At 72.7% G+C, this 23,496-nt stretch carries 25 protein-coding genes; 1 reads left to right on the forward strand and 24 read right to left on the reverse strand.

Annotation, left to right across the window (positions count from 1 at the left end; translation table 11 throughout):
- Positions 1-14: 14 nt before the first annotated feature.
- The 5 genes from hisH to hisD are packed head-to-tail and all read right to left on the reverse strand — an operon-like array spanning position 15 to position 3,942.
- Positions 15-668 carry an imidazole glycerol phosphate synthase subunit HisH gene (gene hisH / locus Vqi01_RS02235; protein WP_239098125.1) on the reverse strand — a complete coding sequence of 218 codons (654 nt, stop codon included), beginning with the start codon at positions 666-668 and terminating at the stop codon, positions 15-17.
- Complete coding sequence (locus Vqi01_RS02240; protein ID WP_204032496.1) at positions 665-838, reverse strand: CG2302 family histidine operon protein; 174 nt, start codon at positions 836-838, stop codon at positions 665-667. Before Vqi01_RS02240 ends, hisH begins: the two co-directional genes overlap by 4 nt.
- A 58-nt stretch (positions 839-896) precedes the next feature.
- Positions 897-1,508, reverse strand: coding sequence for an imidazoleglycerol-phosphate dehydratase HisB (hisB, locus tag Vqi01_RS02245; protein ID WP_204032498.1), 612 nt, complete (start codon positions 1,506-1,508; stop codon positions 897-899).
- The gene (locus tag Vqi01_RS02250; RefSeq protein ID WP_204032500.1) at positions 1,505-2,623 is read right to left on the reverse strand and encodes a histidinol-phosphate transaminase; all 1,119 of its coding nucleotides are present in this window, start codon (positions 2,621-2,623) and stop codon (positions 1,505-1,507) included. The genes hisB and Vqi01_RS02250 overlap by 4 nt, the downstream gene beginning before the upstream one ends.
- Positions 2,620-3,942, reverse strand: coding sequence for a histidinol dehydrogenase (gene hisD / locus Vqi01_RS02255; protein ID WP_204032502.1), 1,323 nt, complete (start codon positions 3,940-3,942; stop codon positions 2,620-2,622). Before hisD ends, Vqi01_RS02250 begins: the two co-directional genes overlap by 4 nt.
- Positions 3,943-4,049: 107 nt before the next feature.
- Here hisD and Vqi01_RS02260 point away from each other — a divergent pair, with 107 nt between their 5' ends.
- Positions 4,050-4,751, forward strand: a complete 702-nt coding sequence (locus Vqi01_RS02260; RefSeq protein WP_204032504.1) for an LON peptidase substrate-binding domain-containing protein — start codon at positions 4,050-4,052, stop codon at positions 4,749-4,751.
- Here the strand turns inward: Vqi01_RS02260 and Vqi01_RS02265 are convergent.
- From Vqi01_RS02265 to Vqi01_RS02355, 19 genes are all read right to left on the reverse strand, one after another.
- Complete coding sequence (locus Vqi01_RS02265; RefSeq protein ID WP_372444293.1) at positions 4,663-5,445, reverse strand: DUF2567 domain-containing protein; 783 nt, start codon at positions 5,443-5,445, stop codon at positions 4,663-4,665. The genes Vqi01_RS02260 and Vqi01_RS02265 overlap by 89 nt on opposite strands.
- Before the next feature lies 1 nt (position 5,446).
- Positions 5,447-6,943, reverse strand: a complete 1,497-nt coding sequence (locus tag Vqi01_RS02270) for a MinD/ParA family ATP-binding protein (protein WP_204032507.1) — start codon at positions 6,941-6,943, stop codon at positions 5,447-5,449.
- 95 nt (positions 6,944-7,038) lie between these two features.
- Positions 7,039-8,127, reverse strand: coding sequence for a hypothetical protein (locus tag Vqi01_RS02275; protein ID WP_204032508.1), 1,089 nt, complete (start codon positions 8,125-8,127; stop codon positions 7,039-7,041).
- A 34-nt stretch (positions 8,128-8,161) separates the two neighbouring features.
- Positions 8,162-9,106: an RluA family pseudouridine synthase gene (locus tag Vqi01_RS02280; RefSeq protein ID WP_204032509.1), complete on the reverse strand. Its 945-nt coding sequence runs from the start codon at positions 9,104-9,106 to the stop codon at positions 8,162-8,164.
- The gene (gene lspA / locus Vqi01_RS02285) at positions 9,103-9,744 is read right to left on the reverse strand and encodes a signal peptidase II (RefSeq protein ID WP_204032510.1); all 642 of its coding nucleotides are present in this window, start codon (positions 9,742-9,744) and stop codon (positions 9,103-9,105) included. The genes Vqi01_RS02280 and lspA overlap by 4 nt, the downstream gene beginning before the upstream one ends.
- 67 nt (positions 9,745-9,811) lie before the next feature.
- The gene (locus Vqi01_RS02290; protein WP_189043518.1) at positions 9,812-10,231 is read right to left on the reverse strand and encodes a TraR/DksA family transcriptional regulator; all 420 of its coding nucleotides are present in this window, start codon (positions 10,229-10,231) and stop codon (positions 9,812-9,814) included.
- Between the two features lie 301 nt (positions 10,232-10,532).
- Positions 10,533-10,844, reverse strand: a complete 312-nt coding sequence (locus tag Vqi01_RS02295; protein WP_204032511.1) for a DUF167 domain-containing protein — start codon at positions 10,842-10,844, stop codon at positions 10,533-10,535.
- Positions 10,845-10,848: 4 nt separating this feature from the next.
- On the reverse strand, positions 10,849-11,400 hold the full coding sequence (locus Vqi01_RS02300; protein ID WP_204032512.1) for a hypothetical protein: 552 nt from the start codon (positions 11,398-11,400) through the stop codon (positions 10,849-10,851).
- 77 nt (positions 11,401-11,477) lie between these two features.
- Positions 11,478-12,278, reverse strand: a complete 801-nt coding sequence (locus Vqi01_RS02305) for a DivIVA domain-containing protein (protein WP_204032514.1) — start codon at positions 12,276-12,278, stop codon at positions 11,478-11,480.
- A gap of 44 nt (positions 12,279-12,322) precedes the next feature.
- The gene (locus Vqi01_RS02310) at positions 12,323-12,628 is read right to left on the reverse strand and encodes a YggT family protein (protein WP_111212523.1); all 306 of its coding nucleotides are present in this window, start codon (positions 12,626-12,628) and stop codon (positions 12,323-12,325) included.
- A 29-nt stretch (positions 12,629-12,657) separates the two neighbouring features.
- The gene (locus Vqi01_RS02315; RefSeq protein ID WP_204032516.1) at positions 12,658-13,344 is read right to left on the reverse strand and encodes a cell division protein SepF; all 687 of its coding nucleotides are present in this window, start codon (positions 13,342-13,344) and stop codon (positions 12,658-12,660) included.
- A gap of 196 nt (positions 13,345-13,540) precedes the next feature.
- Positions 13,541-14,287, reverse strand: a complete 747-nt coding sequence (locus Vqi01_RS02320) for a YggS family pyridoxal phosphate-dependent enzyme (protein WP_204032518.1) — start codon at positions 14,285-14,287, stop codon at positions 13,541-13,543.
- 9 nt (positions 14,288-14,296) lie between these two features.
- Positions 14,297-15,412 carry a cell division protein FtsZ gene (gene ftsZ, locus Vqi01_RS02325; protein WP_119575606.1) on the reverse strand — a complete coding sequence of 372 codons (1,116 nt, stop codon included), beginning with the start codon at positions 15,410-15,412 and terminating at the stop codon, positions 14,297-14,299.
- A 252-nt stretch (positions 15,413-15,664) separates the two neighbouring features.
- On the reverse strand, positions 15,665-16,480 hold the full coding sequence (locus tag Vqi01_RS02330; protein WP_204032520.1) for a cell division protein FtsQ/DivIB: 816 nt from the start codon (positions 16,478-16,480) through the stop codon (positions 15,665-15,667).
- Positions 16,477-18,012, reverse strand: coding sequence for a UDP-N-acetylmuramate--L-alanine ligase (gene murC / locus Vqi01_RS02335; RefSeq protein WP_204032521.1), 1,536 nt, complete (start codon positions 18,010-18,012; stop codon positions 16,477-16,479). Before murC ends, Vqi01_RS02330 begins: the two co-directional genes overlap by 4 nt.
- Positions 18,009-19,115, reverse strand: a complete 1,107-nt coding sequence (gene murG, locus Vqi01_RS02340) for an undecaprenyldiphospho-muramoylpentapeptide beta-N-acetylglucosaminyltransferase (protein WP_204032523.1) — start codon at positions 19,113-19,115, stop codon at positions 18,009-18,011. Before murG ends, murC begins: the two co-directional genes overlap by 4 nt.
- Entirely contained in the window at positions 19,115-20,542 is a 1,428-nt protein-coding gene (locus Vqi01_RS02345) for an FtsW/RodA/SpoVE family cell cycle protein (protein WP_204032616.1), read from the reverse strand. Before Vqi01_RS02345 ends, murG begins: the two co-directional genes overlap by 1 nt.
- A 397-nt stretch (positions 20,543-20,939) precedes the next feature.
- The gene (gene mraY / locus Vqi01_RS02350; RefSeq protein WP_189043500.1) at positions 20,940-22,073 is read right to left on the reverse strand and encodes a phospho-N-acetylmuramoyl-pentapeptide-transferase; all 1,134 of its coding nucleotides are present in this window, start codon (positions 22,071-22,073) and stop codon (positions 20,940-20,942) included.
- Positions 22,070-23,494 carry a UDP-N-acetylmuramoyl-tripeptide--D-alanyl-D-alanine ligase gene (locus Vqi01_RS02355; protein ID WP_204032525.1) on the reverse strand — a complete coding sequence of 475 codons (1,425 nt, stop codon included), beginning with the start codon at positions 23,492-23,494 and terminating at the stop codon, positions 22,070-22,072. The genes mraY and Vqi01_RS02355 overlap by 4 nt, the downstream gene beginning before the upstream one ends.
- Positions 23,495-23,496: the final 2 nt, after the last annotated feature.

The raw sequence follows: 23,496 nt of genomic DNA on the forward strand, positions 1-23,496 counted from the left end.
GCCGGGCCGCCCGCTCAGCCACTGATGGGCATGGTGGCCAGCCAGTTGCGCAGCAACGCGGCACCGGTGTCGGCGGACTTCTCGGGGTGGAACTGGGCGGCCGACAGCGCGCCACGTTCCACCGCGGCGACGAAGTCGGTCTCGTGATGGGCCGTGGTCACCCGGGCGCCGGTCGCGGAGAGCGCGGCGGTGTCGCAGACGGCGTACGAGTGGACGAAGTAGAACCGGCTGTCGGCCGGCAACCCGGCGAAGAGAACCGAGCCCACCGGCGGATGCACCGTGTTCCACCCCATGTGCGGCAGTCGGGCGGCGGCGAGCCGGGTGACGCCGCCCGGCAGCAGGCCCAAGCCCTTGGTGACGACCCCGTGCTCGTCGCCGGACTCGAAGAGGATCTGCATGCCCACGCAGATGCCCAGCACCGGGCGGCCGGCGGCGACCCGCTCGGCGATCACCGGCCCGGCACCGAGCGCCTCGATGCCGGCCATGCACGCGGCGAAGGCGCCGACCCCGGGCACCACCAGACCGTCGGCGGCGGCCGCGGCGGCCAGATCGTCGGTGACCAGCACGTCGGCACCGGCCGCGGTCAGCGCCCGCTCCGCCGAACGCAGGTTGCCTGAGCCGTGGTCGAGCACCACGACGCGGCGGCGCTGGCCCCCGAGGGCCGTCACGACCCCTCCCCGGGCAGCAGCCACAGCACCCCGGCGGCGGTGGCCAGCACCGCGAGCAGGCCGGTCACCACCACGGCACCCCGTGGCGCCCCCTGCCGGTGCAGAGACAGCGTCCCGCCCACCAGGACCCCGGCGAAGATCAGCAACAGTGTGGGCAGCACCGCCCTCATCGGCGCCACCCCTGCTTCGGTCCGGTCGCCGCGGCGCGCACCGGCACGCGCGGTGCGCTCACAGGGCGCCCTTGGTGCTGGGGATCGTGCCGGCCGCCCGCGGATCCACGGCGGTGGCCTCCCGCAGCGCCCGGGAGACCGCCTTGAACTGCGCCTCCACCACGTGGTGTGCGTCCGGGTGGCCGCCGGGACGGGCCGCCCGCAGCACGTCCACGTGCAGGGTGATCCGGGCCGCCTGGCCGAAGGACTCCCAGATGTGCCGGGTCATGCTGGTCGGGTAGACCGGCCCGATGTAGGGGGCCAGGGGCGGCTCGTCGTGCACGACGTACGGCCGGCCGGACAGGTCCACGGCGGCGCGGACCAGCACCTCGTCCATCGGGACGGTGGCCGAGCCGTAGCGCCGGATGCCGACCTTGTCTCCCAGCGCCTGGTCGAACGCGGCGCCGAGGGCCAACGCGGTGTCCTCCATGGTGTGGTGGGCGTCGATCTCCAGGTCACCCACCGTCTGCACGGTCAGGTCGAAGCCGCCGTGCCGGGCGATCTGGTGCAGCATGTGGTCGTAGAAGCCGACCCCGGTGCTGATCTCGGCCGCTCCGGTGCCGTCGAGGCCGATCTCGACGAGAACCTTGGTCTCCTTGGTGATCCGCTCCACCCGGGCGGTCCGGCTCATGGTGTGCCTTTCGTCGGTGACTGCGGGGCGGACGGGCCCTCGCGCTGAATCTTGTCCATGGCTGCAAGGAAGGCGTCGGTCTCGGCCGGGGTGCCGGCGGTGACCCGAAGCCAGCCGGGCAGGCCCACGTCGCGGACCAGCACCCCCTGGTCGAGCAGCGCCCGCCAGGCCACGGACTGGTCGCCGCCGACCTCGTACAGCACGAAGTTGGCGTCGCTGTCGGCGACCCGCAGGCCACTGCGGCGCAGCTCGGCGACGATCCGGTCGCGCTGTTCGGAGATCGCGGCAACCGTACCGAGCAGCAGGTCGCGGTGCGCCAGCGCGGCCCGGGCGGCGGCCTGGGTGAGCGCGGAGAGGTGGTACGGCAGGCGCACCAACTGCACGGCCGCCACCACGGCCGGGTCGGCCGCCAGGTAACCCAGCCGCCCGCCGGCGAACCCGAACGCCTTGCTCATCGTGCGGGTCACCACCAGCCGCGGGTGGCCGGGCAGCACCGCCAGGGCACTCACCGTGCCCGGCCGGGCGAACTCGGCGTACGCCTCGTCGACCACCACCATCCCGGGCGCGACGTCGAGCACGGCGGCGATCACGGCCGGATCGAGCGCCGTCCCGGTGGGGTTGTTCGGCGAGCAGAGGAAGACCACGTCCGGGCGGTGCTCGCGGACCTGGGCCACCGCCTCGTCGACGGTCAGCCCGAAGTCGACGCCCCGGCGAGCCGGCACCCAGCGGGTGCCGGTGCCCAACGCCAGCAGCGGGTGCATGGAGTACGCCGGAGTGAAGCCGAGCGCGCTGCGCCCGGGACCGCCGAACGCCTGGAGCAGCTGCTGCTGGATCTCGTTGGAGCCGTTGGCCGCCCACACCCCTTCGGGGTCGAGCCCGTGACCGAGGTAGGCGGCCAGGTCGGCGCGGAGCGCCAGCGCGTCCCGGTCCGGGTAGCGGTTGAGGTCACGCAACTCGGCCGCGACGGCCTTGCCGATCGCCTCGACCACCGGCTCCGGCACCGGGTAGGAGTTCTCGTTGGTGTTCAGCCGCACCGGCACGTCCAGCTGCGGCGCGCCGTACGGCGACAGCCCGCGCAGGTCGTCCCGGATCGGCAGGTCGTTCAGGCTGGTCATGCCGGCTTCCCCGGGAAACGGGCGGTGACCGCCTGGCCGTGGGCCGGCAGGTCCTCGGCGTCGGCCAGGGTGACCACGTGCGGGGCGACCTCCCGCAGCGCCGCCTCGGTGTACTCCACCACGTGGATGCCGCGCAGGAAGGACTGCACGGAGAGCCCGGACGAGTGCCGCGCGCAGCCGCCGGTGGGCAGCACGTGGTTGGAGCCGGCGCAGTAGTCCCCCAACGAGACCGGCGAGTACGCCCCAACGAAGATCGCCCCGGCGTTGCGTACCCGCATGGCCCACTCCCGGGCGTCGGCAGTCTGGATCTCCAGGTGCTCCGCCGCGTACGCGTCGACCACCCGCAGCCCGGCCGTCAGGTCGTCGACCAGCACGACACCGCTCTGCTCGCCGCCCAGGGCCGTGCCGACCCGGTCGGCGTGCTTGGTGGCCGGCACGCGCCGGGCCAGTTCGCGGTCCACCGCGTCGGCCAGCGCCACCGACGGGGTGACCAGCACGCTGGCCGCGAGCGGGTCGTGCTCGGCCTGGCTGATCAGGTCGGCGGCGACGTGCCCCGGGTCGGCGGTGTCGTCGGCGAGGATGGCGATCTCGGTCGGGCCGGCCTCGGCATCGATGCCCACCACACCGCGCAGCAGCCGCTTGGCAGCGGTCACCCAGATGTTGCCCGGGCCGGTGATCATGTCGACCGGGTCGCAGTGGGCGCTGCCGGCGGCATCGGTCGCGCAGCCGTACGCCAGCATGGCCACGGCCTGGGCGCCCCCGACGGCGTACACCTCGTCGACGCCGAGCAGCGCGCAGGCGGCCAGCACCCGCGCGTCGGGCAGGCCGCCGTTGTCCCGCTGCGGCGGGCTGGCCACCACCAGCGACCGGACGCCGGCCGCCTGGGCGGGCACCACGTTCATCACCACGGTCGACGGGTACATCGCCAGGCCACCGGGCACGTAGAGGCCGACCCGGTCGACCGGGACCCAACGCTCGGTGACCGTGCCGCCCGGCACCACCTGGGTGGTGTGATCGGTACGCCGCTGGTCGGCGTGCACCTTGCGGGCCCGCGAGATCGACTCCAGCAGCGCGGCGCGGACCTGCGGATCCAGCGTGCCCTCCGCGGCGGCGATCGCCTCGGCGGGCACGCGCAGCGTCTCCGGGGCCACCCCGTCGAACCGCTCGCTGGCCTCGCGGACGGCCGGGTAGCCATGCTCGCGGACCGCCTCCACGACGGGACGGATCTGCTCGACGGCCGCCGAGACGTCGAGCCGAGCGCGGGGCAGCAGGTGGCGCGGATCGGGCGCGCCACCGCGCAGGTCGATGCGGTTCAACACCCCTGCGAGTCTAGGCGGCCCCGCGCCGGGCCGGCCCGCGCCGCCCGCTGGCCGGGACGGTGAGGCGGGACACGCCGGGCGTTGCCGGTGCGGCTACCCTCGATCACGTGACCGCACGGCTGCCGGTGTTCCCGCTCGCCACAGTGCTCTTCCCCGGGCTGGTGCTGCCGCTGCACATCTTCGAGGAGCGCTACCGCGCCCTGGTCCGGCACCTGGTCGAGCTGCCCGAGGGGACACCGCGCGAGTTCGGTGTGGTGGCGATCCGCAGCGGCTGGGAGGTGGCGCCCGCCTCCGGCCGCGTCGTTCCCGGCAGCAGTGAGGTGCAGCTCTACGAGGTGGGCTGCACCGCACAGCTGCGGCAGGTCACCGAGTTGGCCGACGGTGGCTTCGACATCGTCACCGTGGGGCGGCGGCGGTTCCGGGTGACGGAGGTGGACCACCACTGGGCGCCGTATCTGACCGCCGAGGTGCAGTGGCTGCCCGAGCCGGAGGGCCCGGACGAGACGACCGGCCAGCTGGCGGCGCGGGTTATCGCCGTCTTCCGGCACTATCTCGGCCTGATCCGGGACGAGTCCGGCCAGTTGACCGAGCAGCTGCCGGAGGACCCGAGCGTGCTCTCCCACCTGGTGGCCGCGACGGCGGCCCTGACCGTGGCGGACCGGCAGCGGCTGCTCGAAATCGACGACACCGCGGCCCGGCTGCGCGCCGAGTTGCACCTGCTCAACCGCGAGGTGGCTCTGCTGCGTCAGGTGCGGGCGGTTCCGGTGCCGCTGGCGGAGCTGGCCACGGCGCCGCCGGCCCCGAACTGACCGGGCCCGGCCAGGGCGGGCCCAGCTGCGGATCCGGTTCCGGCTCCGGACGCAGCGACGGCCACCGCGACCAGCCGGCCAGCAGGGTGTACGCCACCGCGGCGCCGAACGCCGGCAGCAGCACGTTGCCGTACGGCACCGGCAGCACCCCGAACAGCAGCTCGATCCCGCCGGCGCGCAGGTCGGGCGGCTTGGTGAAGGCCGTTCCGTCCGGGGCGGTCTCCAGCAGCCGCTGGTAGGTGCCCAGCCCGATCCGGCGCCCGACCTGCCAGGCCACCAGCGCGGCGGCGAACGCGCCGACCACGACCGTGACCAGCCCGACCGGTCCCCGCCGGCGGCTCAGCACGAACCACACGGCGAGGGCGGCGAGCACCCCGAAGCCCAGCCCGAGCAGGCTGAACCAACCGTCGGCCGCGACCGGTTGCTCCGGCTGCGGCTGGCCGTACACCGCGCCCTCGGCGGTCTTGACGACCGGTGTGGCGGGGGCGATCGCCACCCAGAGCAGCCCCAGCGGGGCGCCCAGCAGGCCCAGGACCAGCAGCGTCGCCGCCACTGGCCAGGCGGACCGGCCCGGGGCGACGGGCGGTGACGGGTCGGCCGGCGGTGCCGGCGCGGGCGGTTCGGCGGCGGGGGTGTCGGGGCTCACCCGATGATCCTCCCAGTTGCCGGCGCTCGCCGTGCGCGGTGTCGTCACCTCAGCGGGCGAACGGTTCCAGCATCGCCGACGCCGCCCGCAGCCACGCCTGCCGGGTCTCGGCCTGGAGCTGGTGGTATTCGATCGAGGACCCGGTCTCCAGGGCGGGATCGTAGGGCACCACGGTCACCGCGCGGGTGCGGGTGGCGAAGTGCCGCTCCAGGTCGGCCTGGATCGGCAGCCGGCCCGGCGTCGGGCAGGAGATCAGGGTGACCGCGTTGTCGGCCAGCTCACCCATCCCCTCCTCGTGCAGCAGGTCGAGCATCCAGTCCGCGCTGAACGCGGCGTCCTCGCGCGGCACGGTGGTGACCACCAGCTGATCGGCGGCCTGCATGACGGTGCGCCAGTTCGGGCTCTCCACGTTGTTGCCGGTGTCCACACAGATCACGTCGTGGGTGCGCCGGAGCAGCTCCAGCACCCGCTTGACGGTGAACTGGTCCAGCCGCTGGGCGAATCGAGGGCTCTCCTCACCGGCCAGCACGTCGTACGAACCGTCGGAGGCGTGCCGCAGGTAGTCGTCGAGTATCTCCAGCAGCTCCGGGCCCTCCCGGATCTCGATCTGGACGAGATCGGCGACCAGGTGCCGGATCGTGCGGGCGTGCCGGGCGCTGCCGGCGCGCAGCCCGAGGGTGCCACGCAACTCGTTGTCGTCCCAGGCCAGCACGCCACGGCCACGTACGCTGCCGACGGTGGCCGCGGCCAGCACGGTGGCGGTGGTCTTGTGCACGCCGCCCTTGGGGTTGGCGAAGGCGATCACCCGTGGGGTGCCCAGGTCCCGACGGAGCACGGCGGCGGCCCGTTCGAGGTCGCTTTCGGCGCTCTGTGCGCGCCATTCGATCCGCCCCGGGCGGCCCGCCATCGTCGGTGGCTTCGGCGTGGGCACCGGAGGCGGTGGCGGGGCGGGTGGCTGGTAGCCGACGTTGTCGAGCAGTGCGTACCGGGACTCCACCGGTGGCGGCGCGTGCCGGTAGCCGTTGTCCAGCAGGGTGTAGCGGGACTCCGTCGGCTCCGGTCGGCGCTGCTCGGGCACGACCGGGTAGGCCGCTTCCGACCGGTAGGCCGGCTCCGCCGGGTAAGCCGGCTCCGCCGGGTAGGCCCGTTCCGCGGGGTAGGCCGGTTCCGTGGGATAGGCCGGTTCCGTGGGATAGGCCGGCTCCGCCGGGTAGGTCGGCTCCGCCGGGTAGGTCGGCTGCCCGCCGTACGTCTGGGCCGGGCGGACGGGCTCGACCCGATAGCTCGGCTCGGCTCGGTAGCCGGGCTCCGCGCCGTACGGCCGGTCGGCCGACTGGCCCACGGGTGCGACCCGCCCCGAGTAGCCGGAGCCCGACGCGCGTCGGGGCAGCGGCTCGGCCGGCCGCGGTGGCGGTGCCTCCTCGGCGTGCCGCTCGACTGCGGCCTGCTCCACGCCGCGGCCGCCGAAGCGGGCTCGGTCGAGCAGCGCCCGCCACCGCGGTGCCGGTTCGGCGGGTTGTCCCCAACCGGTCTCGCTGCCCTCCACGGCTCGCCTCCCAAGCGCTTCGATTTACGTCTGACAGGCTACGAATGAAACCCTTTTCCGGCCACCCAGGCTGTGCACGAATGTGCCCGGTTCCGTCACGGTGTCGGTTTCGGAGCACTTTCTGCGGCAGTGTCCGCCGAGGTCAGCAGCGTCTCGACTGCCGAGGGCGAGGGTGCGGATGCGGATCCGGGCGCCGCCGGCGTGGGTGACGAACTCGTCACCTCGGGCTCGACCGGTGCACGCTTCTCCGGCTCGACCGGTGCACGCTTCTCCGGCTCGACCGGTGCACGCTTCTCCGGCTCGGCCGGTGCGCGCTTCTCCGGCACCGGCTCCGGGGAACGGGAGTTCGTGTCGGCGCTCGGTGTCGGGCTCGGTTCGAGGTCGCGATCGACCGGTGGCCGGGCCACGTCCCGCTGTTCGGGCAGTGGCGGGGTGAACACGGTGCGCTCCAGCCGCCGGACCTCCGGCGCCGGGTCGACCACCCGCACGCCGGGCCGGGTCGCCACGCCGCGCAGCCTCGTCGTCGTGTCTCTCACCACCAGCGCGTAGAGGCAGGCGCACCCGGCGCGGTAGGCGGCCGCCTCCTGCGCCGCGATCCGCGCCCCGCTCTCGTACAGCTGGCGCAGCTCGCGTTCCGGCGGCCCGCCGCCGCCCAACGCGGCAGCCCGCGACCGGTAGTCGGCGGCCTCCCGTTCCTTGCGCACGGCCAGCTCCGTCATTCCGGACATCACGTCCTCGGGCAGTCGCTGGGCGGGAATCCGGACGATCTCGGTCTGCCGCTCCGGCAGCGGCACCCGCCCGAAGACGGCCGCCACCCGCACGTCGCCGACCACCGTGGCGACCGACTGCGGGGTGAGGTACTCGGTCAGTGAGACCAGGGCGTAGGTGCCGTCACCCGGCGCGACGTCCAACGCGGCCAGGGCCGCCGCGGCGGCGCGCTCGTAACCGGGGATCGAGTCGCCGTCGGCGACACCCACCCGGGTCACCTCACCGACCGTCCGGTCCGGAACCGGCGGGCCGCCGGTGGCGAGCACGGCGGTGAACAGCACGGCGGAACAGGACAGCACCGCCACCCACCCGAGCAGCGAACCGCGGACCGGGGCCTGAGCAAGCCGGGTCAGCACGGCGGCGAGGCGTGGCAGCAGCAGCTGATCCAACTGCCGAAGCAGATCGCCGGCGCGCACGGGCGGCCCCCCTCGTGAGATCGGTCGGGGCGCGTCAGTCGCGGAGGATGTCCAGCGCACGTCCCAGGTCGTCAGGGTAGTCGCTGACGAAGCGGACCTCGTCCCCCGTACGGGGGTGCTGAAAACTCAACTCTCTGGCGTGCAACCACTGGCGGTCCAGTCCGAGCCGGGCGGCGAGCGTGGGATCGGCACCGTACGTCAGGTCACCCACGCACGGGTGCCGCAGGGCCGAGAAGTGCACCCGGATCTGGTGGGTACGGCCGGTCTCCAGCCCCACGTCGACCAGGCTCGCGGCGGGGAACGCCTCGATGGTGTCGTAGTGGGTGATGCTCGGCTTGCCGCCGGAGACCACCGCCCAGCGGTAGTCGTGGTGCGGGTGCCGATCGATCGGGGCGTCGATGGTGCCGCGCAGCGGATCCAGGTGGCCCTGCACCACCGCGTGGTACCGCTTGGAGACCTCGCGGTACTTGAAGGCTCGCTTGAGGACGCTGTACGCCTGCTCGCTCTTGGCCACCACCATGACCCCGGTGGTGCCCACGTCGAGCCGGTGCACCACCCCCTGCCGCTCGGCGGCGCCGCTGGTGGCGATGGTGTGCCCGATCGCGGCCAGCCCACCGATCACGGTCGGACCGGTCCAGCCGGGACTCGGGTGGGCGGCCACGCCGACCGGCTTGTCGACCACCACGATGTCGTCGTCGGCGTAGACGACGCGTAGGCCGGGCACCGCCTGGGGCAGCACCACCGGCGCGGCGACCGGCGGGGGCAGCGTCACCTCCAGCCAGGAGCCCGCCCGGACCTTGTGCGAGTTGGGCCGGACCGCCCCGTCGACCAGCGCCTCGCCGGCGTCGACGAGAGCGGCGGCGGCCGTCCGGGAGAGCCCGAACAGCCGGGCCACGGCCTGGTCCAGTCGCATCCCGTCGAGGCCGTCGGGTACCGGCAGGCTGCGGTGGTCGCCCCCGGCGGCGAAGGTCGCGGTCATGCGCGCTCCCGTCGTCCGCCGTCGGCGTGCTCCTCGGCCGCGCCCGGGGCGACGTCGGCGCCCTTGCTCTTGTCCTTGTCGGTGGCGATCCGACTGCCGTCGCGTTGACGGCCGGTGAACTCCAGCGCGACGGCCAGCAGCACGCCGCAGACCAGGGCGCTGTCCGCGACGTTGAAGATCGGGAAGACCCGACCGTACGGGTCGAAGACGCTGATCATGTCGACCACGTGCCCGACGAACCAGCCCGGGGCGCGGAAGATCCGGTCGATCAGGTTGCCCGTCACGCCGCCGACCACCAGGCCCAGCGAGATCGCCCACGGCACCGATCGCAGGCTCCGGGCCATCCAGGCGATCCAACCCAGCACGCCGACCGCGATCACCGGGAAGACGAAGGTGTAGTCCGCGCCCAGGCTCCACGCGGCCCCGCTGTTGCGGGTCAGCGAGAGGTAGACCGCACCACCCAGCAGTCGCACCGGCTCGCGGTCGCTCAACTCGGCCAGGGCCAGATGCTTGGTGAGCAGGTCGACCGCGAATGCGAACACCGCCAGGCAGAGCAGGATCGTAAGGGGCTTGCGCCGCGACCTCGGGGCGGTGCCCGACTCGGCAATGCCGGATCCGGCGGGCGGTGCTGCGCTCATCTACTTCCCATCGACGATCGCGGCGGTACCGTCGTACCGCCGCGCACGGGCGCCGGGGAACGTGCCGTCAGCGCCGCTCCTCCAGCTGCTTGCAGGTCACGCAGAGGGTCGCCGACGGGAAGGCGGCCAGCCGCTCCACCGGGATGGGGTTGCCGCACCGCTCGCACCAGCCGTAACCACCCTCGTCGAGGCGCTCCAACGCGCGCTCGACCTGCGTGATCCGTTCCAGGATGCTGTTGGCGAGGGAGATCTCCTGCTCCCGCTCGAACGTCTTGGTGCCGGTGTCGGCCTGGTCGTCCCCGGCCGAGTCGGTCAGCCGGTCGCGCTGCAGCTCGGTGATCTCGCTCAGCGTCTGATCGTACTCGGCTCGCAACTCGTCATGCCGGGCCGCCAGGGCGGCTCGGATCTTCTCGGTTTCCGCGGCGCTGCGGGTGGACTTCGCCGCCGCCTTGCGGCCTGCGGTCCTGGTCTCGGCTGGCTTGGCCATCGTCGCTCCCTCGGCCACGGAGCCGCGGTGGGTCCGCGGCACCTGGACAGGGGCCGCCAACATCGGCCGCCCCAGGTACAAAACGGGCGCGCGGCGACTTGGCCGCGCACTCCGGAGGTTGGCAAGGATACGGAACGTAAACGCGTCCGACAATGCGCCGCACCGATAACGCCCGCTTCCGCCCCAAGCACTTCCACATCGGGGCAAAGGGGACGCTAGCAGATGGAGTGGTGCGGTTCGGACGCACTTCGCAAGCTCGCACCAGGGAATCCCGGCCGGACGCGTCAGCGACCGGCAGCCGTCAATCAACTGGTTCAGTGCCGTCGAGCAACCGGCGCAGCCGCTCGGCCACCTCTGGACCGGCAGCGGCCACCAGGAAGAGCTTGTCGCGACTGGCCGCGCCAGAGCGCAGCGACACCGCCGCCCGCCGGACGCCGAGCGCGCCGGCCAGGGCGCGCCGAGCCGCCTCGGTGGCCCGCCCGTCGACCGCCGGCGCGTTGACCGCGATCACCAGCGCGGGCCCGTGCGGGCCGTCGTACCGGCCGCCCACCCGGGCCCGCGACACGCCCGGTTTCACCCGGACGGGAACGGTCAGCGCATCATCCACGGACATCCGATCAACGCAGGCCGGAGCGGGACAGCAGGGTGGTGCCCGGCGTGCAGTGCGCGCACGGGGTGAAACCGAGCTCGACCGCCTCGGCGACCGGCAACGGCTCGTGTTCCCGCCCGACCAGGTGCGGGCACTCCGCGAGGTGGTAGCGCGGCCGTCCGTCGACCACCTGCACCTCGTCTGGGAGGGAGGCCAACTGGGCCACCTCGTCCGGGGTGATCTCCTGAGCCGCGGGCTCGTCGTCATAGCCGGCACCGGCGTCGGCGGCTGGCTCCGGCGGGTCCATCACCGGCGGCCCGGGCGGTTGCCGCCGCCCGGAATCGCCGGTGTGCACCGTCGGAGGTAGGTGCTGGGTCGGGATGCCCGGCTCGCGAGCGGTCGAGCCGCGAGGCGCCGAAACCCGGCCGGCGGCTGCCTGGCGGGCACCGACGACCAGTGCGACGGCGGCCAGCAGACTGGCCCCGATGGAGACGACCAGCAGCGGACTTGACCCGCCGGCCAGACCGAACACCAGCAGCACCACCGCGACGAGGATGAGCGCGAGACTGACGACTATCACGGCTCACCCCCGCCGGGTCGTACCGATGAGGCAGAGTCGGTGACCGTCGTGCTGCCGACGGTCACCGACCCGGTGATTCAGCGACCGGCCTCGAGTGCGCCGGAGCGACCCCCGCCGAACGAACCGGCGAGACCGGCGGCGGCCAGAGCGTTGCCGCCGGACCGGGAGCCCTCGCCCCGGGTCAGCTCGGCCTCCAGGCCCTGACCGCGACCGTCGAGGTCGCGCAGCTGGCTCTCCAGGTACGCCTTGAGCCGGGTGCGGTACTCCCGCTCGAACTGCTTGAGCTCCTCGATGTGCTTCGACAGCGCCGTGCGCTTGGCGTCCAGGCCGCCCATGGCCTCCTGGTGCCGCTGCCGGGCGTCGCGCTCGAGAGCGTCGGCCTTGGCCCGGGCCTCGCGGGTGACCTCCTCGGCCTTCGAACGGGCCTCGGAGAGGAGCTGATCGGCCTCGCGGCGGGCGTCGGAGACGTGGTCGTCCGCCGTCCGCTGGGCCATCATCAGCACCCGCAGCGCCTGCTGCTCGCCGTCACCGCCCGGCACCACGGCACCGCCGGCGGCACGGACCTGCTCCAGCTCGGCCTGCATGGCGCGAGCGGCCTGCTCGGCGGCGGCCTTGTCGCGCTGGGTGCGGTCGAGCTGAGCCTTGAGGTCGTTCAGCTCGGCCGCCAGCCGGGCGTCGCCACCGGGGCCTGCGGGCGCACCGCCTCGGCCGCCGCGCTCCACCTGGGCGCGCAGCTCGTTGTTCTCCTCGATCAGACGGGCGAGTTCGCGCTCGACCTCGTCCAGAAAAGCGTCGACTTCCTCCTCGTCGTAGCCCCGTTTGCCGATCGGCGGCTTCTTGAAGGCGACGTTGTGGACGTCGGCCGGGGTCAGCGGCATCGAAACTCCTCGGGTCAGTTGCGGCCGCGATAGCGCGTCGGTCATCAGGCGGTCCTGATGATCGCCGGCTCTAACACAAACCTCATCAGCACGAACAGGATAACCAGGAGCACAAGAGAGGCCAGGTCGATGCTCACGGTACCAATCCGCAGCGGAGGGATCACACGCCTCAACGCCCAGAGCGGGGGATCAGTGACGCTCCACACGGATTCTAGTCCGGCCGATGCTCCACGACCGGGCTGCCAGCGCCGGCCGTACTGCAGGACCGCGCTGAGCACGAACCGGGCCAGGAGAACGATCAGGAAGACGTACGTGATCAGGTAGAGGACCTGGAGCAAGATCGACAACACGGTAGGCGACGTCCCTCGGGTCGGGCGGGTCAACTCAGGCTGAAGAACCCGCCCTCAGCGATCTTGGCCTTGTCCTCCGCGGTGACCTGGACGTTGGCCGGCGAGAGCAGGAAAACCCGGTTGGTCACGCGCTCGATCGTACCCCGCAGCCCGAACGCCAGCCCGGCGGCGAAGTCCACCAGACGGCGGGCATCCGCCTCGTCCATCTCGGTGAGGTTGATGATCACGGGCACGCCGTCCCGGAAGTGCTCGCCGATGGTGCGGGCCTCCCGGTAGGTGGTCGGGTGCAGCGTGGTGATCTGATAGCGCTGCTCCTCCTCGTGCACCACCGCACGCTCGCGCGGCTGCGCCTGCGGAGCCAGGGCGAGATTGTCCCGGGTGTGGTAGGTCAGCGCACCCGAGTCCCCGGCCGACCGGGTGATCGACCGGACACTGGCCCGCTCCACCCGCTCCGGGCGCTCGGCGTCCAGCCGCTCGGACTCGCCCAGACGGCCACTGGACCGCTCGCTGAGCCGGCCCCGCTCTCCCAGCCGTGAGCGAGGCGCCGGCGGCTCCTCCGCCTCCTCCTCGTCGTCGGCGAACTCCTCGGCGTACCGGCTCTGCCGGTAGCGCGACTCACGGTAGCCACCCTTGTCGTAGCCACCGTCGTCGTAGGCCCGCTCGTCGTCCTCTTCGACCAGTCCGAGCCAGACCCCCGCCTTGCGCAGTGCACCCATCCCCGCGCCCTTCCCGTCCGCCCTGCGGCGACACACCCCACCGTGCCGCCTGTCGCGAGTGGACCGTCTTCTGCCCACCGGACCGGAACGGCAATCCCCCGACGCGCAATTCGCGTTGCACGTCACGCCCCCCTGGTCGCGGGGAAGGCCGTTCCCACAAACAACACTGATGTAATTTGCTTCTCTGGCGGCCAGGCTACCCCAGCGTGGGGCGCATTCCGAGCAACGCGCTGCCGACGCGGACATGTGTCGCGCCGTGTTCGATCGCCGACTCCAGATCACCGCTCATGCCCGCCGACACGCTCGTGGCCTGTGGATGGTCCGCTCGCAGCGCTGCGGCGAGGGCGGCCAGCCGGTCGAACGCCCGGGGCGGCTCCCAGCCCAGCGGCGCCACGGCCATCAGCCCGGCCAGCCGCAGTCCCGGCGCCGCAGCCACCGCGTCGACGACCGGGCCGAGACCGACGTCCGGGTCGGACGAGTCCGGCACCGCCCCGCCCCGCGCCGGGTCGGCGTCGATGCTCACCTGGACGAGCACGTCCAACGGCCGGTCCCGGGCGGCGACCGCGGCCGCGTCCAGGGCGGACACGAGCCGGACCCGGTCGACCGACTGGACCACGTCCGCATACCGGACAACCGACTTCACCTTGTTGCGTTGCAGTCGGCCGATGAAGTGCCAGCGCGGCGTGACCCCGACCGCGGCGACCTCCCTGGCCTTGGGCGCCGCCTCCTGGTCGCGGTTCTCCCCCACGTCGGTCACGCCCAGACTCATCAACGCGACCACGTCGGCCGCCGGATAGGTCTTGGTCACCGCGATCATGGTCACCTCGGTCCGGGCACGGCCGGCGGCGGCGCAGGCATCGGCGATGCGGGAGCGTACGCGCGCCAGCCCGACGGCGAGTTCGGCACGACGATCGGGGCGCACCAGGGCGAAACTGTCGGTCATGGCAGCCGCTCAGGACCCGTTCTTGAGGAAATCGGGCACGTCGACGTCGTCGAAGAGCACCCGGCGCGGCGACTGCGGAGCCACCGGCGGGGCGGGCGACGGCACGACCGGCGTGCTCGGCTGGGCGGGCTGGTTCTGGTTGGTCTTGCGAGCCGGTTCGGCCGCCTTGTAAGCCGGTGTGCCGCCGTCGAAGCCGGCCGCGATCACGGTCACCCGCACCTCGTCGCCGAGGGCGTCGTCGATGACCGCACCGAAGATGATGTTGGCGTCCGGGTGGGCCGCGTCGGTGACCAGCTGCGCCGCGTCGTTGATCTCGAACAGGCCCAGGTCGGAGCCGCCGGCGATGGAGAGCAGCACGCCCCGGGCACCGTCCATGCTCTGCTCCAGCAGAGGGCTGGAGATGGCCGCCTCGGCCGCCTCCACCGCGCGGTTCTCGCCGCGCGCGCTGCCGATGCCCATCAGCGCGCTGCCCGCGCCACTCATCACGCTCTTGACGTCGGCGAAGTCCAGGTTGATCAGACCCGGCGTGGTGATCAGGTCGGTGATGCCCTGCACACCGGAGAGAAGCACCTGGTCGGCCGTACGGAAGGCGTCCATCATGCTGATGTTGCGATCCCCGAGCGCCAGCAGCCGGTCGTTGGGGATGACGATCAGCGTGTCGCACTGGTTGCGCAGCTCGTCGATGCCCGCTTCGGCCTGCACCTGGCGGCGCTTGCCCTCGAAGGAGAACGGCCGGGTCACCACGCCGATGGTCAGCGCACCCAGCTTGCGGGCGATGTTCGCCACCACGGGCGCGCCGCCGGTGCCGGTGCCGCCGCCCTCGCCGCAGGTCACGAAGACCATGTCCGCGCCCTTGAGCACTTCCTCGATCTCGTCGCGGTGGTCCTCGGCGGCGTTCTTGCCGACGTCCGGATTGGCGCCGGCGCCCAGCCCTCGGGTCAACTCGCGGCCGACGTCCAACTTGACGTCGGCGTCGCTCATCAGCAGGGCCTGCGCGTCCGTGTTGATCGCGATGAACTCGACGCCCTTGAGCCCAACCTCGATCATCCGGTTGACGGCGTTGACGCCGCCGCCCCCGATGCCGACGACCTTGATGACCGCCAGGTAGTTGTGCGGAGGTGTCATCTCCGGTCCTTTCCCTTCGAGATTGGCTACTCCCCGACCGGCTCCGGCCTGGCCGGACCGGCGGTCGACGCAGCTGTCACCAGCAGGGTCCAGAGGCAAACCCTAACCCTCTACTAGAGGGTTAGAGTTATGTCAACCACTGATCCTCTTCCGGGCAACGTAAGCGCACCAACGCGCCGAGCCAAGGACCTGCCCGGCGTGTCGCCGGTCGAGCGCCACGCCTCACAGCCGGCGCTCTCGCTGACCCGCCACTCACCGGAAGGTGACCACGTCCGGCGCGCTGACGTCGATCCGGGCAGCCTCCTGGTCGAGCAGCGCGGTGGCCACCCGAGCCTTGTCCGAGCCACGGGTCGCGTCGCCCCAGAACACCGTACGGTCACCGCGCAGCACGACGCTGATCCGGGCCAGGCTCTCGACGTTGAGCTCCACCAGTTCCGCGCGCAGCTGCGGGGTGAGCGCGGCGAGCACCTCCAGCCCGGCCCGGGTGGCCGGATCATCGGGGCCGGGCTCGGCCAGCCGGATCAGCGGCAGACCATCGGGACGCTGCGGCAGCGTCCGAAACGCCACCCCGGCGGCGTCGAGCACGACGAACCGCTCGCCACGGGGCACGACCGCCACACCGGTCCGTTCGGTCAGCCGGACGACCAACGTGTCCGGCCAGTCCCGGGTCACCGTCACCCGCTCCACCTCGGGCAGGGCACCGATCCGGTCGGCCAGCTCGGCCAGGTCGATCCGGGCCAGCGGAGCGTCGTCCGGCACCCCCGCCGCGTTGCGCACCTGCACCGCGGTCACCAGCTCGGCGCCCTCCACCCGCACCTCACGCACCCCGAACAGGCCGGTGCCGAGCAGCGCCCAGGCCACCAGACCGGCCAGGGCGAGCACCCCGCCGGCCACCGCCCAGGGCAACGCCGCGCGCATCCGGCGGCGCCGGGCCCGCGCCATGAACCGTCGGGTGGAGGCGGGCACCGCGTCGCGACCGGCACGAACCAGCTGCCACCGGCGGGGTGAGCGCCGCCCCCCGCCACCGTCGACTCCGGTGCCGCGCCCGCGAGCCGGGCCCGGACTCATTCCGCCACGGGCGCCGCGCCGTCCACCCCGACACCGCCGGAAACGGTGTCGCCGATGCTGACCGACCCGCCGGCCAGACCATTCGAGACGGTGCCGACCGGCGCCTGCGGGTCGGCGGTACGCGCGGTCAGCGCGGCCAGCAGCTCGTCACCCATCAGCGAGATCGGCGGTGCGCCCATCGTCACCACCACGTCGCCGGGGCGGGCCCGCCGGGCCACCTCGACCGGGACGTCCTCCCACGAGTCGACGAAGACCTTGCGCTCCGCCGGCAGCCGCACCGCCTCGATCACTTCCGCGGACCCCTCGCCCGGCCCCCGCTGCTCCCCCGGCCCGAAGACCTCCAGCAGCACCAGCTCGTCGGCGAGGGCGAGCGCCTCGGCCATCTCCGCCAGCAGATCCCGGGTGCGGTAGAGCCGGTAGGGCTGGAAGACGACGATCAGCCGGCCATCCCCGGCCACCTCCCGCAGCGTCCGCAGAGCCAGGGCCATCGCGGTCGGGTGGTAGGCGTACTCGTCGTAGACCAGCACATCGTCGGCGACCCCCTTGCGCTCGAACCGGCGGCGCACGCCGGGGAACGCCGCCAACGCGGCCTCCGCCGCCTCGCCCGGCAGCTCCAGCAGGTGCGCGGCCAGCACCGCCGAGGCACTGTTGAGCCCCATGTGCCGCCCCGGCACCGGCAACCGGAACTCGCCCAGCAACCGGCCGTCCATGTGGGCGAGGTAGCGCACCCCCCGGACCGAGGAGGCCATCTCACTGCACCGCAGGTCGGCGTCGGCGGCCTCGCCGTAGGTGTACACCCGGCGCCCCTCGGCGCGCAGCGTGGCGGCCAGCCACCGCCCGCCGGCGTCGTCGGCGCAGGTGATGATGAAGCCCGCCGGGTCGGTGAGCCGGGCGAACTCGGCGAAGGCGGCCTCCAGGTTGGCCAGGTCGCCGTAGGTGTTCAGGTGGTCCGCCTCGATGTTGGTGATGATCGACACGAACGGGCGGTAGATCAGGAAGGAACGGTCACTCTCGTCCGCCTCGACCACGAAAAACTCGCCGGTGCCGTGGTGCCCCCCCGAGCCGACCTCGGAGATCTCCCCGCCGATCACGAAGGAGGGATCCATCCCGGCCTGCTGAAGCACCTTGGTGACCATGGAGGTGGTGGTGGTCTTACCGTGCGTACCGGTCACGGCCACCGTGCGCCGACCGGTCATCGCGGCCGCGAGAGCCTCCGCGCGGTGCAGCACCCGCAGGCCGCGCCGACGCGCCTCGACCATCTCCAGATGGTCGGCCGGGATGGCCGAGGAGTAGACCACCGTGTCGACCCCGTCGAGGTTGGCCGGCTCATGGGTCATGTGGATGGTGCCGCCGAGCGCCCGCAGGCCCGCCAGAGAGGGCCACTCGCGCAGTTCGCTGCCGGAGACCGGCAGGCCACGGGTGAGGAAGAGTCGGGCCAGGCCGCTCATCCCGATCCCGCCCACCCCGATCAGGTGGATGTGGCCCAGATCCTCGGCGGTCAGGGTGCCCGCCGGACTGAACGTACCCTTCATCTGGCCACCGCCTCGTGGACGAAGTTGAGCAGCGCCTCGTCGCCGTCGCGCCGCCCGTAGGCCGCCGCGGCGGCGCCCATCGCGTGCAGCCGCTGCGGGTCGCGGATCAGCGGGATCACCGTACGCTCGAGCCAGTCCGGGGTCAGCTCGGTGTCGTCGACCAGCAGCCCGCCACCGGCCTCGACCACCGGCAGCGCGTTGCGCTTCTGCTCCTGATTGCTGTGCGGGTACGGCACGTAGATGGTCGGCAGGCCGATCGCGGCCACCTCGGCGCAGGTCATCGCCCCGCCCCGGCCGAGCATCAGGTCCGCCGCGGCGTACCCGGCGTCCATGTCGGACAGGTACGGCAGGGTCACGTACGGCACCGGAAGGTCGGTGGGGATCGGCACCGGCTCGTTGCGGGCGCCGATCACGTGCAACACCTGGATGCCGTTGCGGGCCAACTCCTTGGCCGCACCTGCGACGGCGAGGTTGATCGACCGGGCGCCCTGCGAGCCACCGGCGACGAAGAGCACCGGCAGGTCGGGACGGAGTCCGAAGTGGGCGCGGGCCGCGCCCTGCATGGCAGCCCGGTTCAGCCCGGCGATGCTGCGCCGCAGCGGCACGCCCACCACTCGCGCATCGCGCAGCGACTCGGCCTGGGACGGCTGGTGCGGGAAGCCGACCGCCACGTGCTTGGTGAACTTCATGCCCAGCCGGTTGGCCACCCCCGGCGGCACGTTGACCTCGTGGATGACGATGGGCAGCTCGCGCCGCCAGGCAGCCAGGTAGGCCGGCACCGAGACGTACCCGCCGAAGCCCACCACCACGTCGGCGCGTACCTCCTCGATGATCTTGCCGGCGGCGCGGGCCGCGGTCCACATCCGACCGGGCGTGCGGACCAGGTTCATGTTGATCGACCGGGGCAGCTGGTAGGCCGGGATGTTCCGCAGTTCGTAGCCGGCTGGCGGAATCAACTCGTTCTCCAGGCCCTTCGGCGTGCCGAGGCAGGTGATCCGGACGCCGGGGTCGTGTCGGCGCAGGCAGTCGGCGAAGGCGAGCAACGGGTAGATGTGCCCCCCGGTGCCACCTCCCGCGAGCACCACCGAACGCAGCGGACCCATCACCGTCTCCTCTCGTCCGCCGACCCGCCGCGACCCCGGCCGTCCCGGGCGCCACGCGGTGCGGCCTGGTCGTCCCTACGCCGCTTGCGCGCCTGGGGCACGGTTCCCCGGGCGGCCGACGGCGGCGCCGCACGGCGACGCCGGCCGGGAAGCGGCGGCAACGGTGCCCACACTAGTCGGACCCACCGGGCCGGCGGACGGGCATGCAGCGCTCGGGCCGCATCGGGTTCCGCGCGCGCGAACGAGGCCAGCATTCCGACCGCCGCCAGGGTGACGACCAGGGCACTTCCGCCGACCGAGATGAACGGCAGCGGCACGCCGGTCAGCGGCAGCAGGCCGATCACGCCGCCGATGTTGATGAACGCCTGCCCGACGAGCCACGCCACGGCCCCGGCGGCGGCAAGCCGACGGAACGGGTCGTCGACCCGCCGGGCGATGCGCAGCCCGGTGTAGGCCAGCACTGCGAAGAGGCTGACCACCACCGTGCAGCCGACCACACCCAACTCCTCGGCGATCACCGCGAAGATGAAGTCGTTGTCCGCCTCGGGCAGCCAGGCCCACTTGGTCCGCCCCTGGCCCAGGCCGGTGCCGAACCACCCGCCGTTGGCGATGGCGTACCGGGCCTGCACCATCTGGTAGCAGAGATCGTTCCTGCACTGCTCCAGCGGCGGTGGATTGAAGAAGACGGTCAGCCGGGCCAGCCGGTAGTTCTCCTCGCCCCGGACACCGGAGCCGGCGCCGAGCGAGGCGACCGCGACCAGCAGACCGATGCCGACCAGCCCGATCGCGCTGAGCGCGGCGAAGATCCGCAGCCGTACCCCCGCCGCCCAGAGCAGGCCGACCACCAGGGCCAGCAGGCAGAGCATGCTGCCCAGGTCGTTGTAGCCGACCAGGACGAACAGCAGGCCGACCACCGGAAACAGCGGAGTGGCCAACTCCCGCCACCAGCCCAGCGCCGCGCCCTTGCGGGCCAGCACGTACGCCCCCCACAGCACGAGCGCGAACTTCGCCAGCTCGGAGGGTTGCAGACCGATGCCGCCGACGTACAGCCCGAGCAGCTCGGCCTCCAGCGGCCCGATCCTCGCCGGAGCGCCGGTCAACCGCCCGTACGCCACCAACAGGTTCAGCAGCACCAGCAGCCCCACCGCGACGGCCAACACCGGCCGGCCCAGCGCCCGGTAGGTGCGGGCCGGCAGCCGCTGACAGGCCCAGAACGCCACGATGCCGATGAAGGCGAAGATGCCCTGCCTGGTCAGGGAGGCCGAGGCGTTGCGGCCCTCGGCGTAGTCGCGCACGCTGGTGGCCGAGAAGACCATGGTCAGGCCGATCAGCAGCAGCAGCCCGGCGCTGGCCAGCAGCAGGTGGTAGGAGGCCAGCGGCCGGGCCAGCAGGCCCCGCAGCGCGGCGAGCCCGCCGATCGCATCCAGCCCGCGCCACGGGCCGTCGCCCGGTTCCGCGCCACCCCCGCCCGGTTCCGCCGAGCGCCCCGTACCGGCCGAACGCGCGGCACCGGCCGCGCCCGAGCGCGCGGGTCGCGAGGCCTCCTCGGTCCCCACCGCGCCGCTCGACCCACCACCAGCCTTCGCCGCCCCGCCAGTCGACCGGCGGCTACCCGGCTCCACGCCCTTCTCCTCGCGCGCCTCCCCCACCACGCCATCATCGCCGCTACCGCCACCCGGCACTGCCGGTACCGCACTCTCGGCGTGTCGCACTTGCACTCCCCCCGACCCCGCATCGTTGACCATGAAGTTGTTACCGCGACACGCCGGGCGGGACGACAACAACTTCATGATCAACGCGGGAGTGCCCCGGGGAGGGGCGGGGTCAGCCCATGTTGGCCAGGAAGTCGCTGTAGAAGAGGCCCAGGGCGATGGCTACGCCGATGCCGGCGATGATCCAGAAGCGGACCACGATGTTGACCTCGCTCCAGCCCGCCAGCTCGAAGTGGTGCTGGAGGGGGGACATGCGGAACACCCGCTTGCCGGTGGTCTTGAAGGAGATGATCTGGATGACCACAGACATCGTGATGATCACGAAAAGCCCACCGATGATCGGCAACAGCAGGATGGTGCGGGTGGACATCGCCATGCCGGCGATCAGCCCACCGAGACCGAGTGCCCCGGTGTCGCCCATGAAGATCCGGGCCGGTGAGGTGTTCCACCACAGGAAGCCCACGCAGGCTCCGGCCGCCGCCCCGGCGATCAGCGCGATCTCCAACGGGTCCCGGACGGTGTAGCAGTAGTTGTTCGGGTTGGCCGTGTACGCCGGGTCGGCGCACCAGTGCCGGTACTGCCAGAAGGCGATCACCGCGTACGCGCCGAGCACCATCACCGAAGCCCCGGTGGCCAGGCCGTCGAGCCCGTCGGTGAGGTTGACACCGTTCGTCGCCGCCATCACCACGAAGATGAAGATGATCACAGCACCGATCTTGGTGACGTCCAGGGCCGGGATGTCCCGGATGAAGCTCAACGTCGTGCTGCCGACCGTCTCGGTGTTGGTCACCGCGCCGGAGGCGTCGGTCATGGTGGACGGAAAGTAGAGCGCGACCGCGCCGAACGCCGCGCCGACCAGGATCTGCCCGAGCAGCTTGCCGCGCGCGCTGAGGCCGCCGCTGTGCCGCTTACGCACCTTGAGGAAATCGTCGATGAACCCGACGGCGCCGGAGAAGACCATCAGCCCGAGCAGCACCAGCGCGGTGATGGTCGGCTCGACCTGGGCGATCTGCTTGTCCGGCAGCGTGGTCAGCGCCAGGTGACCGGCGACGTACGCGATGACGGTGGCGAGGATGAACACCACCCCGCCCATGGTCGGGGTGCCCTTCTTGCCCTGGTGCATCTGCGGGCCCTCGGCCCGGATCGGCTGACCGGCCTTCAGCCGGGTGAAGACCTTGATCGCGATCGGGGTGCAGAACAGCGAGACGAGGAAGGCCACCCCGATGGCCACGATGACCGCTCTCACGCCACGCCACCCCCGGCCGCCGGGTCAGCCGGGCCATCGGCGGCGGCGTCGGCGCGCAACGCGTCGGCCACCTCCCAGGTCCGGTACCGGGAGCCCTTCACCAGGACGACATCGCCCGGCCGTAGCTCGCTGCGCAGCACCTCGACGGCCGCCGCCTGATCGGTGAGCAGCACCGATCCTCCTCCCCATTCACCTACCGATGTCGCCCCGTGGTGGATCGGCGCCGCCGCCTCGCCGACCACGAGCAGCCGGTCGACGCCCAGCTCGGCCGCGAGCCGGCCCACCTCGGCGTGCCCCTGCGCCTCGAACTCACCCAGCTCGGCCATGTAGCCGAGCACCGCGACGGTACGCCGTCCGGCACCGACACCGGCCAGCGCCCGCAGCGCCACCGCCATCGACGCCGGGTTGGCGTTGTACGAGTCGTCGATCACGGTCACCCCGTCGGTGCGTTCGAAGACGTCCATCCGACGGGTGGAGACCAGCCCGAGCCCGCCCAGCGCGATGGCCAACTCGGTCAGGGGCATGCCCAGCTCCCGGGCCACCGCCGCGGCGGCGAGCGTGTTCCAGACCTGGTGCCGGCCGGTCAGCCCGAGCCGCACCGGCGCGCTGCCCTCCGGCGTCACCAGGGTGTACGCGGGCCGCCCGCGCTCGTCCAGCGTCACGTTCTCGGCCCGCACGTCGGCGTGGGCCGCCTCGCCGTAACGGATCACCCGGGCCGACGTACGTGCGGCCATGGCGTCCACCCGGGGGTCGTCGGCGTTCAGCACGGCCAGCCCGTCGGCCGGCAGCGCCTCCACCAGCTCGCCCTTGGCCAACGCGATGTTCTCCTGGGAGCCGAACTCACCGAGGTGGGACACCCCGACGTTGAGCACCACGGAGATCCGCGGCGGCGCCACCTCGCACAGGTACCGCACGTGACCGATGCCCCGGGCGCCCTTCTCCAGCACCAGGTAGCGCGTCGACGGACCGGCCTGCAACGCGGTGTACGGGTGGCCCAGCTCGTTGTTGAACGACCCGGGCGGCGCCACCGTCTCCCCGAGCCGCGCGGCGAGCTGGGCGATCAGGTCCTTGGTGGTGGTCTTGCCGGAGGAGCCGGTCAGCCCGATCACGGTCAGCTCGGGCAGCCGGTCCACCACGGCACGGGCCAGCCGGGCCATCGCGGTCAGCGCGTCGGCGACCAGGACCATCGGCACCCCGGGCACCTCGCGGGTGCCCAGCACCGCCACCGCGCCCGCCTCGACCGCCCCGGCGGCGAAGTCGTGCCCGTCCGCCTTCTCGCCGGCGAAGGCGACGAAGAGCCCGCCGGAGGTGACCTTGCGGGAGTCGAACTCGACGCTGCCGGTGATCCGCACGGCGGGATCTGCGGCCACCAGCCGGCCGTCCACGGCCGACGCGACCTCGGCCAGGCTCAGCGCGATCATCG

Origin of the sequence: Micromonospora qiuiae, from assembly GCF_016863555.1 — a bacterium.
Lineage (GTDB): Bacteria > Actinomycetota > Actinomycetes > Mycobacteriales > Micromonosporaceae > Micromonospora > Micromonospora qiuiae.